Below are 13,496 nucleotides of genomic sequence, written 5' to 3'. Positions count from 1 at the left end.
GTCGCGCAGTTCCCCGCGCCCCTGACTTGGGTCAGTGGCGGTGAGCCCTATTGGCGATGGCGTGGCCGACGAACAGGTACACCACCGCGGCCAGGCCGTAGCCGGCGACTACGCGGGCCCAGGCCTCGTCGAAGGTGAAGAGGTCGTAGGACCAGCCGGCGAGCCAGCGGGCGGCGTCGTGGATGAACTGCACGAAGTCGTTCCCGCGGTTGGCGTCCAGCAGGTACATGAGAATCCACAGGCCCAGGATGAGGGCCATGATGTCGGCGACGACCGCTATGACCGTCCCGGCGGAATTGGCACCACGGCGCGTATGAGTGGACATGGTGTTCGAATGGCCGGGATTGCTCGAACGAAACCTGGCGTCATCCGTTGAGCTCCGCCAGCACCCGCAGACTGTGCGGATCCGGCGCCAGCGCCAGCACGTCCGTCACCGGACCCTTGCGCCACAACTCCAGCCGCTCGGCGATCCGTTCGCGCGGGCCGACCAGGGAGATCTCGTCGGCGAACGCGTCGGGCACGGCGAGCACCGCCTCCTCCCGCCGCCCGTCGAGGAACAGCCGCTGGATCCTGCGGGCCTCCTCCTCGTACCCCATGCGGGCCATGAGGTCGGCGTGGAAGTTGCGGGCCGCGTGCCCCATGCCGCCGATGTAGAAGCCGAGCATCGTCTTGACGGGCAGCAGCCCCTCGGTCACGTCGTCGCAGACCCGGACCTGGGCCATGGGGGCGATCAGGAACCCTTCCGGGGCGTCGGCGAGCGAGGCCTCGTACACCTCGGGCCGGGTCGGCGACCAGTACAACGGCAGCCAGCCGTCGGCGATCCGGGTCGTCTGGGCGACGTTCTTCGGGCCCTCGGCGCCGAGCAGGATCGGCAGGTCGGGGCGGAGGGGGTGGGTGATCGGCTTCAATGCCTTGCCGAGGCCCGTCCCGTCCGGCCCCCGGTACGGCAGCGGATGGAAACGCCCCTCCGACGCGACCGGCGCCTCCCGCCGCAGCACCTGCCGTACGACCTCGACGTACTCCCGGGTCGCGGTCAGCGGTGACTTGGGGAACGGGCGGCCGTACCAGCCCTCGACGACCTGCGGACCGGACAGGCCGAGGCCCAGCATGACCCGGCCCCCGGAGAGATGGTCCAGGGTGAGGGCGTGCATGGCGGTCGTGGTGGGCGACCTTGCGGCCATCTGCGCAACCGCCGTGCCCAGCTTGATGGTTGACGTCCGCGCGGCGATCCAGGTGAGCGGGGTGAACACGTCGGAGCCCCACGATTCGGCCGTCCACACCGAGTGGTAGCCGAGCCGCTCGGCCTCCTGGGCCAGCGGCACATGGTCGGGGGAGGGGCCGCGACCCCAGTAACCGAGCGCAAGACCGAGTCGCACGACGCCTCCTGACGCAACGTCAGATCTCCGATGACCGCTCGCGAATGTACGGCAACGGCCTCCCGCCCGGAAGGGTCATGTACGGCAACGGCCCCCCGCCCGGAAGGGGCGAGGGGCCGTCGTACGACCTCGAAGGGCTCAGCCGCGCTGGATGCCGCTCGTGTCCTGGAGGACCCCGCGGCGACCGTCCTGCGTCTGGGCGACCAGACCGGGACCGCGCTGCTCGACGGCCAAGTACCAGGTGCCCGGAGCGAGTTCGGCGATCGGCGTCGGCGAGCCGTCCTCCGCGAACAGCGGACGCGGCACCGGCACGGCGAACCAGAACGGCGAGAACTCCGCGGCCGGCGGCTGCGGGGCCGACGCCTGCGGCTGCGCGCCGAACGGCTGACCGGGCTGCGGCTGACCGCCGTAGGGCTGACCCGGCTGTCCGGGCTGCCCCTGCTGCTGGGCGCCCGGGTAGCCGTAACCACCGGGCGGCTGGGCGCCGTAGGGCTGCGGCTGGGGCGGCTTCGGCGCCGGGATCAGGCCGGCCTGGAGGGCGGGGACCAGGGGGGTGGCGATGGCGGCCCCGGCCATGACGAGGGTCGCGACGAGAGCGAGGATCAGACCGGTGCCGGCGCTGACGCCGCTGCCCGAACCGGAGCTGCCGTTGTCGGCGCCGCCCAGCGGGTCGAAGATGTTCCCGAGCGCGGTCCAGGCGGCGAAGACGGTGAACGCGACGCCGAACTGGCCGAGATCGAGCCCGGCGACCTTGGGAACCTGCGGCAGGCCGCGCGAGGCGACGACGAGCCCGGCACCGATGATGCCCGCGAGAATGACCCCCATCAGGACCGGGCCACTCTCCCAGGAGTTGGGGAGTTCGGCGTCGTCGGGAGCCCCGTCGACCGCGTAGATGTCGAGGAACGACGCGATGAACAGCAATACCGCTGCTCCGATCACGACGCCGTCGCCTCGAGTGAGGGAGCGGATATTCACTTCAGGTCCTTCGTAGGTCGTCTCGTCGTCGGTAGACCCTATCGTCCGCCCCGGCGGAGCGTACGACGGGTTGTGCGCGCTGATCGTTACCCGCGCAGGAAACTCACGATTCCCTCAGAGATTCCTTGCGCGGCCTTCTGTCGCCAGGCCGCGCTCGTGAGCAGAGCCGCGTCCTTGCTGTCGCGCATGTTGCCGCATTCGATGAAGACCTTGGGGACCGTTGACAGATTGAGGCCGCCGAGGTCCGTGCGGGTGTCGAGGCCGGTGCCGTCGCCGATGTAGTTGGAGGGTTCGGTGCCCGTGGCGCGTCCGAAGTCGGTCGCGAGGAGCCGGCCGAGGGTCGCGGAGGGGCCGACGATGCGGCGGGTGTCGGCGATGCCCTGGTGGACGCGGCCCGGGAGGATCACGTGGTAGCCGCGCTGTCCGGCGCCCGCGCCGTCCGCGTGGATCGACACCACCGCGTCGGCCTTCGCGTTGTTGCCGATCCGGGCCCGCTCGTCCACGCAGGGGCCGAAGGGGCGGTCGCCGTCCTGTGTGAGTTTCACCGTCGCGCCCTTGCGCTCCAGCAGGGTGCGCAGCCGGTGGGCGACATCGAGGGTGAACTTGGCCTCCGCGTAACCGGAGTTGGTGGACGTCCCCGTCGTGTCGCACTCCTTGCGGTTCGTGCCGATGTCGACCTTGCGGTTGATCTCGGCCGTGTGCCGGAAGTTGGTGAGATTGTGTCCGGGGTCGATGACGACGACCTTGCCCCGGAGCGAGGCGAGCGGCTTCTTGTCCTCGGCGGTGGTGGAGGAAACGGTCGGCGGAGCGCTCGCCCGCGGACTCGCCACGGCAGGCGTCCCGCCACCGTCGGCCGCCCCGCCCACCCCCTCGTACACCAGCCACCCGAGCAGCGCACCCGGCACGAGCACGGCGAGAGCGAGCGTCAGGGACCGGCGCCGGGGGCGGTGGGGCTGGGGGGACTCGAATTCAGGGCCTGCGTACGACACGTCTGCGACTCTAACCCCGCCGTCAGATCCCCGCCCGCGTCCGCCGCAGCACCCGCAGCGAGTCGGTCGCGGAGACCTCCGTGAAGGCGCCGGAGGCGAGGGCTCGGAGGTAGACGCGGTACGGGGCCTGGCCGGTGAACTCGTCCTCCGGCTCCGGGAACACGTCATGGATGACGAGCAGTCCGCCCTCGGCCACGTGGGGGGCCCAGCCCTCGTAGTCGGCGTTCGCGTGCTCGTCGGTGTGGCCGCCGTCCACGAAGACGAGCCCGAGCGGTGTCGCCCAGACCTTCGCGATCTGCGGCGACCGCCCGACCAGAGCGACGACGTGCTCCTCCAGGCCGGCCCGGTACAGGGTCCGCCGGAAGGCCGGCAGCGTGTCCATCACCCCGAGCTCCGGGTCCACGGTCTGCGGATCGTGGTACTCCCACCCGGGCTGCTGCTCCTCGCTGCCCCGATGGTGGTCGACGGTGAGCGCCGTGACACCGGACTCCCGGGCCGCGTCGGCGAGCAGGACCGCGGAGCGGCCGCAGTACGTGCCCACCTCCAGCAACGGCAGCCCGAGCCGCCCGGCGTCCAGGGCGGCCGCGTACAGGGCCAGCCCCTCGTCCACGGGCATGAACCCCTTGGCGGCCTCGAAGGCGGCCAGGATCTCGGGCTTGGGTGCGGCCGCGGCCATGGGGTTCCTCTCGGTCGTACGGGACGGTCGTCTCGGCCTCCCCATGCTGCCGCACGCCCCTGGGGAGGGGGACGGGGGGTGCGGGGCGGGGAGCTGTCGGGCGACGCGGCCCACGGCTGCGAGCCCCGCATCGGTCCTACGGCCTTCCTGGCACCCCTCGACGCACCACACCCCCGCCCCGGTGCGGGGCGGGGGTGTGCTCCGGAGACCCGTCGGTCAGGCCGTGACCGTCTCGCCCGGGAGGGCCAGGTCGAGGTCGATCGCGCGGTCGCCCGTGTGGGTGGCCGAGGAGGCCAGGGGGCCGTGGCCGGTGGCGCGCGCCGCGAGGACGTACGAGCCCTCGCCCGGCACCCTGAGCGCGTACACGCCCTCCTCGTCGGCGACGGCGGACCCCGCCTGGCGCCCCCGCGGGTCGATCAGGGTGACCGTGGCGCGCGCGACCGGAGCCCCGGACGCGTCGAGGACACGGCCCCGGAACCCCCGGAGGACCTCCTCGGCGTGCTCCAGGTTCGCCTCCTCCTCGCTGCTGGCCCGCAGCTGCGGAGCCCGGTTCGGCTTCGGCAGGAACACCGCCATCAGCAGGCCGATCGCCACCGCACCCGTCGCGATCAGGAACGACACCCGGAAGCCGTGCATCGTGGGGATCTCGACACCGCCGACGTCGTTCGCCGTGTTCGCCAGCACCATCCCGATCACGGCGCTCGACACGGACGTACCGATGGAACGCATCAGCGTGTTGAGGCCGTTCGCCGCCCCCGTCTCCGACGCCGGGACCGCCCCGACGATCAGCGCGGGCAGCGAGGAGTACGCGAGACCGATGCCCGCGCCCAGCACGACCGCGATCACGAGGCTCTGCCAGGCCGCGCTCATGAGGCCGAGGCCCGCGCCGTAGCCGATCGCGATGATCAGCATGCCGAGGATGAGGGTGAACTTGGGGCCGTACTTGGCCGACAGCCGGGCGTACACCGGCGCCGTGACCATCATCGTCAGGCCCAGCGGGGCGACCAGGAGGCCCGCGACGACCATCGACTGGCCGAGGCCGTAGCCGGTCGCCTTCGGGAGCTGGAGGAGCTGGGGGAGGACGAGCGAGACGACGTAGAAGGAGACACCCACCATGATCGACGCCAGGTTGGTGAAGAGGACCGCCGGGCGGGCCGTGGTGCGCAGGTCGACCAGGGGGGCCTTCACGCGCAGCTCCATGACGCCCCACAGGACGAGGACGACGGCGGAGGCGGCGAAGAGGCCGAGCGTGGTGCCCGAGGTCCAGCCCCAGTCGCTGCCCTTGGTGATCGGCAGGAGGAAGAGGACCAGGCCGGTGGAGAGTCCGAGTGCGCCCAGGACGTCGAAAGTGCCCTCCGCGCGGGCCGGGGATTCCGGTACGACGAGGAGGGTGAGGACGATCGAGAGGGCGCCGAGGCCCGCGGCGCCGTAGAAGAGGGCGTGCCAGTCGGCGTGCTGGGCGATCAGGGCGGCGAGCGGGAGCGCGAGTCCGCCGCCGACGCCGATCGAGGAGCTCATCAGGGCCATGGCCGAGCCGAGCTTCTCGCGGGGCAGCATGTCGCGCATCAGGCCGATGCCGAGGGGGATCGCGCCCATGGCGAAGCCCTGGAGGGTGCGGCCGGCGATCATCGTGAGCAGATCGCTGGTGAGGGCGCTGATCAGGGCGCCGACGACCATCACCGCGAGGCTGAGGATCAGCATGCGGCGCTTGCCGTACAGGTCGCCGAGGCGGCCCATGATCGGGGTGGCGACGGCACCCGAGAGCAGGGTCGACGTGAGGACCCAGGTGGCGTTGCTGGGGGCGGTGTCCAGCAGTTGCGGCAGGTCCTTGATGACCGGGACGAGCAGGGTCTGCATCACCGCGACCACGATGCCCGCGAAGGCGAGCACCGGGACGACAGCGCCGGACGCTCTCCGGGTGGGCTGGTCGGTCGGCGTGTGCGTCATGTGAGGGAGGCCTCCGGGCCTGGAGAACGGGTTGCGTGCGGTGGAACCGGGTTACGTGTTGCCTGAACTACGTATGCATGGGCAACTATTCCGATGCTTCGGCGTACTAACGATTTCTTTATATTCTCTTGGGGAAGTCGGGACCGGTTGAGACCATGACGACCATGCTCGAAGCCGCAGATGTCGCCCGGGTGTCCGGCCGTCCCCGCTCCGCACCCCCTGCCTGGCTGGTCGTCGCCCTGGCGTGCGCGGGCCAGTTCCTGGTCGTGCTCGACGTGTCCGTCGTCAATGTGGCGCTGCCCTCCATCCGCGCCGACCTGGGCATGAGCGGAAGCGGCCTCCAGTGGGTCGTGAACGCCTACTCGATCGCCTTCGCCGGGTTCATGCTGCTCGGCGGCCGGGCCGGTGACCTCTACGGCCGCAAGCGGATGTTCCTGGTCGGGCTCGGCCTGTTCACCGTGGCCTCCCTGGCCGGCGGACTCGCCGAGGGCGGCGGGCAACTGCTGCTCGCGCGCGCGGTGCAGGGTCTCGGCGCGGCGGTCCTGGCCCCCGCGACCCTGACCATCGTGACCTCGGCCGTCCCGGAGGGCCCGGCGCGGGCCCGCGCGATCGCCACCTGGACGGCCGTGGGCGCGGGCGGCGGCGCGGCGGGCGGCTTCTTCGGCGGCCTCCTGGTGGACACCCTGTCCTGGCGCTGGGTCCTGCTGATCAACGTGCCGGTCGGCGCGGTGGTCCTGCTGGGCTCGCTGCTCTGGCTGACCGAGAGCCGCGCCGGGGACGGCCGGCGCCTCGACCTGCCGGGCGCCCTGCTGGTCACCGGCGGACTGGCGGTATTGGCGTACGGCATCTCGCAGACCGAGGCCGAGGGCTGGACGGCGGCCGCCACCCTGGTCCCGCTGGCGGTCGGGCTCGCGCTCGTGGGCGCCTTCCTCCTCGTCGAGTCCCGTACGGCCGCCCCGCTGATGCCGCTCGGACTGCTCAGGGTGCGCGCCGTGGCCTCGGCGAACGCGGCGATGTTCCTCAGCGGCGCCGCCCTGTTCTGCACGTGGTACTTCATCACGCTCTACGCCCAGAACGTCCTCGGATACTCCCCGCTGGACGCCGGCCTGGCGATGCTGCCGAGCTCCCTGGCCATCGTGCTCGGCTCCAAGCTCGCGCCCCGCCTCATGCGCCGGTCCGGGGCCCGCCGGGTGGCGGTCCTGGGAACACTCGTCGCGCTCACCGGCTACGCCTGGCAGTCGACGATGACGGCGGACGGCGGCTACCTCACCTCGATCATGGGCCCGGGGATCCTGATGATGCTGGGCGCGGGCCTCGCCTCCACCCCGCTCGCCTCGCTGGCCACGTCCGGGGCGGCGCCGGGCGAGGCGGGACTGGTGTCCGGGCTGATCAACACCTCACGCACGATGGGCGGCTCGCTCGGACTCGCGGTGCTCTCGACGCTCGCCGCCGCCCGGACCGGCAGCGCGGATTCGGCGCAGGCGCTGACGCAGGGGTACGCCCTGGCCTTCGGGGCGGGCACGTCCGTGCTGGTCGCGGCGGTCGTGCTGATGCTGGTGTGGCTGCCGAGGAGGACCCCGGCCGGGTGAGCCGCCGAAAAATCCTGGCGGGGTGAGGCAACGGTCCGGGCCGCTCATGGACTCCTTCAGACATCTAGGAGGTGCCCATGGGGGATCGGAAACAGGCTCGGGACGAGGAGTTCCAGAGCTTTGTCATCGGCCGCTGGCCGCGGCTGATGCGGACGGCATTTCTCCTCACGGGGGAGCAGCACGCAGCGGAGGACCTGGTCCAGTCGACGCTCGAACAGGCCTATGTGGCCTGGCGCCGGGTCGGCTCGGCGGACGATCCGGAGGCGTACGTACGGCGCGTGATGGTCAACGCCCACGCGCGCAAGCACCGCAGAAGGCTCAGGGAGTTCCTGGCCCGGGGGGACGACTCGGGGCTGGTGCGCGAGGTCGCCGACACCGGTGACCGCATGGCCCAGGCCGACGACCGCAGCGCCCTGCTGAAGGCGCTGGCCCAACTCCCGCCCCGGCAGCGGGAGGCGGTGGTCCTGCGCTACTGGGAGGACCTGACCGAGACCCAGACCGCCGAGGCGATGGGCTGTTCGATCGGCTCGGTGAAGAGCAACGCGGCCAAGGGGATCGCGAAACTCCGCGCCATACCCCAGCTGGCCGACATGGTGACGCAGGGAGGGCGGCAGTGATGAGCGCGGACCGGGAGAAGGACCACCACATGAGCGACAGCGACATCGCCCTCCTGCTGGCCGACGCCGCCGACGAGGTCGAGATCGGCATAGCCCCCTACGACGCGGTGATCCGCGGTGGCAGAAGGCGCCGGGCTCGCCGCTGGGCGGTGGCCGCGGCCACGGCACTGGTGCTCGCCGGCTCCTCGGCGACGCTCGCGGTGGCGGGGCTGCCGGGCGGGGACGGCGGGGGAGCGGTCGCCACCCGGCCGACGGCCACCGGCACGTCCCGGGCGTTCGAGCCCGCCAACCGGACCACGCTGGCGACGGGCACGGAGAACGGCAAGGAGTGGCGCGTCACCCTCGACACCTGGCCGGCGCCGGTCGACACCGCGGAGGCCCGGGCGACGCTGAACGCGATGCGGGCGCACGGCGAGGACCCGCCCGACGTCCGCAGGGCCTCGGACCTGGTGGGCAAGATCGCGTACTTCGTGTACCGCGACTACGGCGGCGCATCGACGAAGGTCATGGAGAACACGGTCCCCGCGTCGGACACCATGACCGGCACGGACCTCACCTCCGGCTCCCTCCCCCTCGAACCCGGCGACACCAAGGACGTCCGGCTCGTCATCGGTTCCGTCGCCAAGACCGCCCAGCGCGTCAACTGCGACTGGACGGACGAGACGGCGACGGTGGTGGAGAAGGTCGACTCCGAGACGAGTACGGACGTCCCGGCGATCCGCTCGCCGGAGGGCTCCCCGTACAGCTGGTTCGTGTGCCTGGCGCCGGAGGGGGCGCAGTACAAGTCGGCGGAGGTGATCGAGTAGAGGGGAGCGGGTTGACCGGGCAGGGACGGGATGTGCGGGCTCACAGCCACCCCTGCTGCCGGGCCTCCCGGACCGCCTCCATCCGGTTGCGGGTGCCGGTCTTGCCGATCGCGGAGGAGAGGTAGTTGCGGACGGTGGACTCGGAGAGGTGGAGCCTGCCGGCGATGTCGGCCACCGTCGCGCCGTCCGTGGAGGCCTTGAGGACCTCGCACTCGCGGGTGGTGAGCGGGTTCGGGCCGGCGCTGAGGGCGGCCGCGGCGAGGGCGGGGTCGATCACGGTCTCCCCGGTCAGCACCCGGCGGATGCAGGCGGCCAACTCCTCCACGGGCCCGTCCTTGACGAGGAAACCGGCGGCACCCGCCTCCATGGCCCGCCGCAGATAGCCGGGCCGCCCGAAGGTGGTCAGGATCAGCACCCGGCAGTCCGGCACCTGGTCGCGCAGCTCGGCGGCGGCGTCCAGACCGCTGATGCCCGGCAGCTCGATGTCGAGCAGGGCCACATCGGGGCGATGCGTGAGTGCCGCGTCCACGATCGCGTCCCCCGTCCCGACCTTGGCGACCACCTGGATGTCCGGCTCCATCCCGAGCAGCAGCGCGAGCGCCCCGCGCATCATGCCCTGGTCCTCGGCGAGCAGGACGCGGATCGACTTGGCGGGCCGGTGATCCCGGGGCATCTCGTTCACGGCCCAAGAGTAGGGGGGTGGGGGGTGACTTGACCTGGGTGCGCTTGAGCGCGTGGTCTTTGAGAACTGAAGAGTGAAGGGTGGGGGGGTGGGGGTGTAGCGGGGATGGGGACAGGGGCGGGTTGGCGGGTGCCGGTGGGGGAGCCGGCCTCACACAGTCGGCGCCGGCTCACCGGTCCGCGCCGGCTCACGCGGCCGCACCGGCTCCAGCGACTCGACCGGCAGCTCGGCCCGCACCACGAACCCGCCCCGGGGTCCGGGCCCGGCCTCCAACCGCCCTCCGGCCGCGGCCAGCCGCTCGGCGAGCCCCTTGAGACCGGTGCCGCCGATATCCGGTGTCGGTGTCGGTGTCGGTGCCTGTGGCGTGGCCGGCAGGTCGTCGCAGGCCCGCGTCCCCGGTGTCATGAGGGCGCTCTCGGGGCCGGGCGTCCCCGCGGCCGATCCCCGGCCGTCGTCCCACACCCGCAGCCGCACCCGTTCCGCCGAGCCGTCCACGGAGATCTCGCACCTGGCCGCCCCGCTGTGCCGGACGGCGTTGGTCACCGCCTCGCGCACCACCCAGCCCAGCAGCGCCTCGGTCTGGGCGGCCAGTGGCGGACCGGAGCGGCGGACGGTCGGCTCGATGCCCGCGGCCCGCAGGACGGAGGCGGCCCGGTCGAGGTCGTTGCTGAGGCTGCCCTCGCGGTAACCGGTCACCGCCTCGCGGATCTCGGTGAGCGCCTGGCGGCCGACCGACTCGATGTCGCCGATCTGCACGAGCGCCGCGTCCAGATCGGCGAGGGCCAGGCGGCGGGCCGCCTCCGACTTGACCACGATCACCGACAGCGTGTGGCCGAGGAGATCGTGCAGGTCCCGGGAGAACCGCAGGCGTTCCTCCTCGACGGCACGCCGGGCCAGTTCCTCGCGGGCCTCGCGCAACTGCCGTACCGCCTCGGAGAGGGACATGATCGCGGCCGTGACCATCGTGGAGATCCACGTGGCGTACGCGGTGTCGAGCCCGCCCCAGCCGTCCCGGAAGACGGAGGCCGCACCGGCGACCACGGTCACCACGGCCCCCACCCAGCGCAGGTGCGGCAGCCGCACGACCGCGCCGGTCGCGAGCCCGAACAGGGGGAAGAACAGCAGCCAGTTGCCGCCGTACCCCATCGCCAGACCACAGGTCACCAGACCCAGCGCCACCAGCGCCACCCGGGTGGAGAGCGCGTCCCGGGTCTGCGGGCGGAAGGCGCGGAAGGCGACGTAGATGTAGAGCGAGTTGAAGGTGAGCAGCCCGAGGCCGCCCACCCAGGGGCTGGCGGCCTCGCCCTGGAAGAGGTTGGAGAAGGCGCCCATTCCCAGCAGCAGCCAGGGCAGCAGACCGAACCCGCTGCCCAGGCCCGCGTGGGTGGGGACCTTACCGGCCTTCTGCGCGGCCTGGTACTCGGCGTTGAGGCGTTCCTTGTTCGCCGCGTAGTACCGCTGGTGCTCCCGCGCCGAACGCACCTCTTCGCGGATCTCGCCCACGCGGCACGAGAGCTTGCGCGACCAGAACATGACCGTTCCTCCGCTCAGAGGTTCCCGGTGCGGCGCCGGGACGACGGGAACAACGCTACGGATCGGCCCCCTCGCCCGGCAGAGGCGGATGTACGGCATCGGGCAGGACAAATGTCACGGGTGCCGGAGCCGGGAGCAACCACCGACCTGACACTCCGTCAGGAGCCTTCACAAGTGCGGTGGGCTCGGCTATACAGAGGGCGCCGGACTGGAACGCGTTCTAGATCGGCCCGTGACGACCTCGGTGCGGCCGACGGTGCGGACGGCCGTACCGGGGTCTTGGATCCGTCGCTGTCAGGAGCCGTATGCCCATCGATGCCGCCACAGCCCTCGCCGCCGAGCCCCGGACCGGCGAGATCTCCTGGACCTCGAAGGACGTCCAGCTCTACCACCTGGGGATCGGCGCGGGCATCCCCGCCACCGACCCCGACGAGCTCCGCTACACCCTCGAATCCCGGCTGCACGTCCTGCCGAGCTTCGCCACCGTCGCGGGGTCCGGTTCGCCCGGGGTGATCAGCGGTCTGTCCATGCCGGGCATCGAGGTCGACCTCGCCCGCGTCCTGCACGGCGGTCAGAGCCTCGTCATCCACCGGCCCCTCCCGGCGACGGGCACCGCCACCGCCACCAACCGGATCGCCGCGGTCTACGACAAGGGCAAGGCGGCCGTCCTCGTCCTGCGGACCGAAGTCGCGGACGCCGAAGGCCCGTTGTGGACCAACGACGCCCAGATCTTCGTCCGCGGAGAGGGCGGCTGGGGCGGCGACCGGGGCCCCTCGGCCCGACTGGAGCCCCCGACCGGTGAGCCCGACCGGACCGTCGAGCGCCCGATCCGCGAGGACCAGGCCCTGCTCTACCGCCTCTCCGGCGACTGGAACCCACTGCACGCCGACCCGGAGTTCGCCAAGGTCGCCGGGTTCGAACGGCCCATCCTGCACGGGCTGTGCACCTACGGCATCACGCTCAAGGCGGTCGTCGACACACTGCTCGGCGGGGACGTCACCCGGGTCACGTCCTACGCCACCCGGTTCGCCGGGGTCGTCTACCCGGGGGAGACCCTGCGGATCCGGATGTGGCACCGGCCGGAGGGGGCACCGGGGTCCACCAGGGTCGCCGTCAGCGCAGTAGAACGCGACGACGCACCCGTCCTCGCCGACACCGTCGTCGAACACGCCTGAGCACACGCTCCGGAACACTCCTGAACCAGCACGCCGTACGAGGGGAGCCGCACCATGCGCGCAGCCGTACTGCACGAGATCGGCCAGGAAAAACTCGAGGTCCACGACGACGTCGAGGCGGTGGGCTTCGGGCCCGGCAGGGTGCGGATCCGGGTCCGGGCCACCGGCCTGTGCCACTCGGACCTGTCCGCGATGGGCGGGGTGCTGCCACAGCCGGCGCCCTTCGTGCCCGGCCACGAGGGCGCGGGAGAGATCGTCGAAGTCGGAGAAGGTGTCAGCCACTTGAAGCCCGGCGACCGGGTCGTCGTCTGCTGGCTGCCCGCCTGCGGTGTCTGTCCCGCCTGCAAGCGCGGGCAGACCGAGCTGTGCCTGGCCGGGTTCATGAACGCGGGCACCCCCAACTTCCGGCGCCCCGGCGGCGATGTCTTCGGCTTCGCCGGCACCGGCACCTTCGCCGAGGAGGTCGTCGTCGACGCGGGCTGCGCGGTGCCGATCCCCGACGACGTGCCCTTCGACATAGCGGCCCTGATCGGCTGCGGGGTCACCACCGGACTCGGGGCCGCGCTCAACACCGCGGACGTGGAGGCCGGTTCGTCGGTCGCCGTCATCGGCTGCGGGGGCGTCGGCATCTCCGCGATCCAGGGGGCCCGCCTCAAGGGTGCCGCCGAGATCGTCGCCGTCGACCCGGTCGCCTCCCGCCGGGAGGCCGCCCTGAGGTTCGGCGCCACCCGGGCCGTCTCCCCGGACGAACTCGCCGACGCCAAACAGCAGATCACCGCCGGTGAGGGCTTCGACTACGTCTTCGAGGTCGTCGGCAGGTCGGCGACCGCCCGCACGGCCTACGAGACCACCCGCCGCGGCGGCACCCTCGTGATCGTCGGCGCGGGCGCCATGGACGACTTCCTCCAGCTCAACATGTTCGAGCTGTTCTTCGACGAGAAGCGCATCCTGCCGTCCATGTACGGCGGCGGGGACGTCCTGGGCTCCTACGAGCGGACCATCGCCCTGTGGCGGGCCGGCCGCGTCGACCTGGACGGCCTGATCACCCACCGGGTGCCGCTCAGCGAGATCAACGAGGCACTGGACCAGATGCGGACCGGGACCTCGCTCCGCACGTGCATCGAGATCTGA

13 protein-coding genes are annotated in these 13,496 nt (G+C 72.0%); 5 read left to right on the top strand and 8 right to left on the bottom strand.

Annotated elements, in window-relative coordinates:
- Window positions 1–31: 31 nt before the first annotated feature.
- The 6 genes from AC2XR2_RS12855 to AC2XR2_RS12830 form a co-directional block, all read right to left on the bottom strand.
- Window positions 32–325: a hypothetical protein gene (locus tag AC2XR2_RS12855; RefSeq protein ID WP_028810033.1), complete on the bottom strand. Its 294-nt coding sequence runs from the start codon at window positions 323–325 to the stop codon at window positions 32–34.
- Between the two features lie 40 nt (window positions 326–365).
- On the bottom strand, window positions 366–1,376 hold the full coding sequence (locus tag AC2XR2_RS12850) for an LLM class F420-dependent oxidoreductase (RefSeq protein ID WP_449351588.1): 1,011 nt from the start codon (window positions 1,374–1,376) through the stop codon (window positions 366–368).
- Between the two features lie 138 nt (window positions 1,377–1,514).
- Complete coding sequence (locus AC2XR2_RS12845; protein WP_330267307.1) at window positions 1,515–2,351, bottom strand: DUF5336 domain-containing protein; 837 nt, start codon at window positions 2,349–2,351, stop codon at window positions 1,515–1,517.
- A gap of 86 nt (window positions 2,352–2,437) precedes the next feature.
- The gene (locus tag AC2XR2_RS12840; RefSeq protein WP_381298949.1) at window positions 2,438–3,340 is read right to left on the bottom strand and encodes an N-acetylmuramoyl-L-alanine amidase; all 903 of its coding nucleotides are present in this window, start codon (window positions 3,338–3,340) and stop codon (window positions 2,438–2,440) included.
- Window positions 3,341–3,362: 22 nt separating this feature from the next.
- A complete protein-coding gene (locus tag AC2XR2_RS12835; RefSeq protein WP_381298950.1) occupies window positions 3,363–4,016 on the bottom strand; it encodes a class I SAM-dependent methyltransferase in 654 nt (217 codons plus the stop codon).
- 216 nt (window positions 4,017–4,232) lie between these two features.
- On the bottom strand, window positions 4,233–5,963 hold the full coding sequence (locus AC2XR2_RS12830; RefSeq protein WP_381298951.1) for an MFS transporter: 1,731 nt from the start codon (window positions 5,961–5,963) through the stop codon (window positions 4,233–4,235).
- A 155-nt stretch (window positions 5,964–6,118) separates the two neighbouring features.
- On the opposite strand from AC2XR2_RS12830, the gene AC2XR2_RS12825 reads away from it, so the two are divergent.
- From AC2XR2_RS12825 to AC2XR2_RS12815, 3 genes are all read left to right on the top strand, one after another.
- Window positions 6,119–7,552 (top strand): MFS transporter, encoded by a 1,434-nt coding sequence (locus AC2XR2_RS12825; protein WP_381298952.1) that lies wholly within the window; start codon window positions 6,119–6,121, stop codon window positions 7,550–7,552.
- Between the two features lie 77 nt (window positions 7,553–7,629).
- Window positions 7,630–8,169, top strand: coding sequence for a SigE family RNA polymerase sigma factor (locus tag AC2XR2_RS12820; protein ID WP_491515098.1), 540 nt, complete (start codon window positions 7,630–7,632; stop codon window positions 8,167–8,169).
- Window positions 8,169–8,975 (top strand): hypothetical protein, encoded by an 807-nt coding sequence (locus tag AC2XR2_RS12815; RefSeq protein WP_491515097.1) that lies wholly within the window; start codon window positions 8,169–8,171, stop codon window positions 8,973–8,975. The genes AC2XR2_RS12820 and AC2XR2_RS12815 overlap by 1 nt, the downstream gene beginning before the upstream one ends.
- Before the next feature lie 40 nt (window positions 8,976–9,015).
- Here the strand turns inward: AC2XR2_RS12815 and AC2XR2_RS12810 are convergent, their stop codons facing one another.
- The gene (locus tag AC2XR2_RS12810; protein WP_491518440.1) at window positions 9,016–9,648 is read right to left on the bottom strand and encodes a response regulator; all 633 of its coding nucleotides are present in this window, start codon (window positions 9,646–9,648) and stop codon (window positions 9,016–9,018) included.
- Window positions 9,649–9,807: 159 nt separating this feature from the next.
- The gene (locus AC2XR2_RS12805) at window positions 9,808–11,190 is read right to left on the bottom strand and encodes a sensor histidine kinase (RefSeq protein WP_491515096.1); all 1,383 of its coding nucleotides are present in this window, start codon (window positions 11,188–11,190) and stop codon (window positions 9,808–9,810) included.
- Window positions 11,191–11,495: 305 nt separating this feature from the next.
- Here AC2XR2_RS12805 and AC2XR2_RS12800 point away from each other — a divergent pair, with 305 nt between their 5' ends.
- Both AC2XR2_RS12800 and AC2XR2_RS12795 read left to right on the top strand, forming a co-directional pair.
- Window positions 11,496–12,365, top strand: a complete 870-nt coding sequence (locus AC2XR2_RS12800) for a MaoC/PaaZ C-terminal domain-containing protein (RefSeq protein WP_381298955.1) — start codon at window positions 11,496–11,498, stop codon at window positions 12,363–12,365.
- Between the two features lie 54 nt (window positions 12,366–12,419).
- A complete protein-coding gene (locus tag AC2XR2_RS12795; protein ID WP_491515095.1) occupies window positions 12,420–13,496 on the top strand; it encodes a Zn-dependent alcohol dehydrogenase in 1,077 nt (358 codons plus the stop codon).

The sequence above is a fragment of the Streptomyces sp. LS-MS-L19 genome (assembly GCF_058382285.1).
This window is presented reverse-complemented; position numbering and strand designations above follow the sequence as displayed.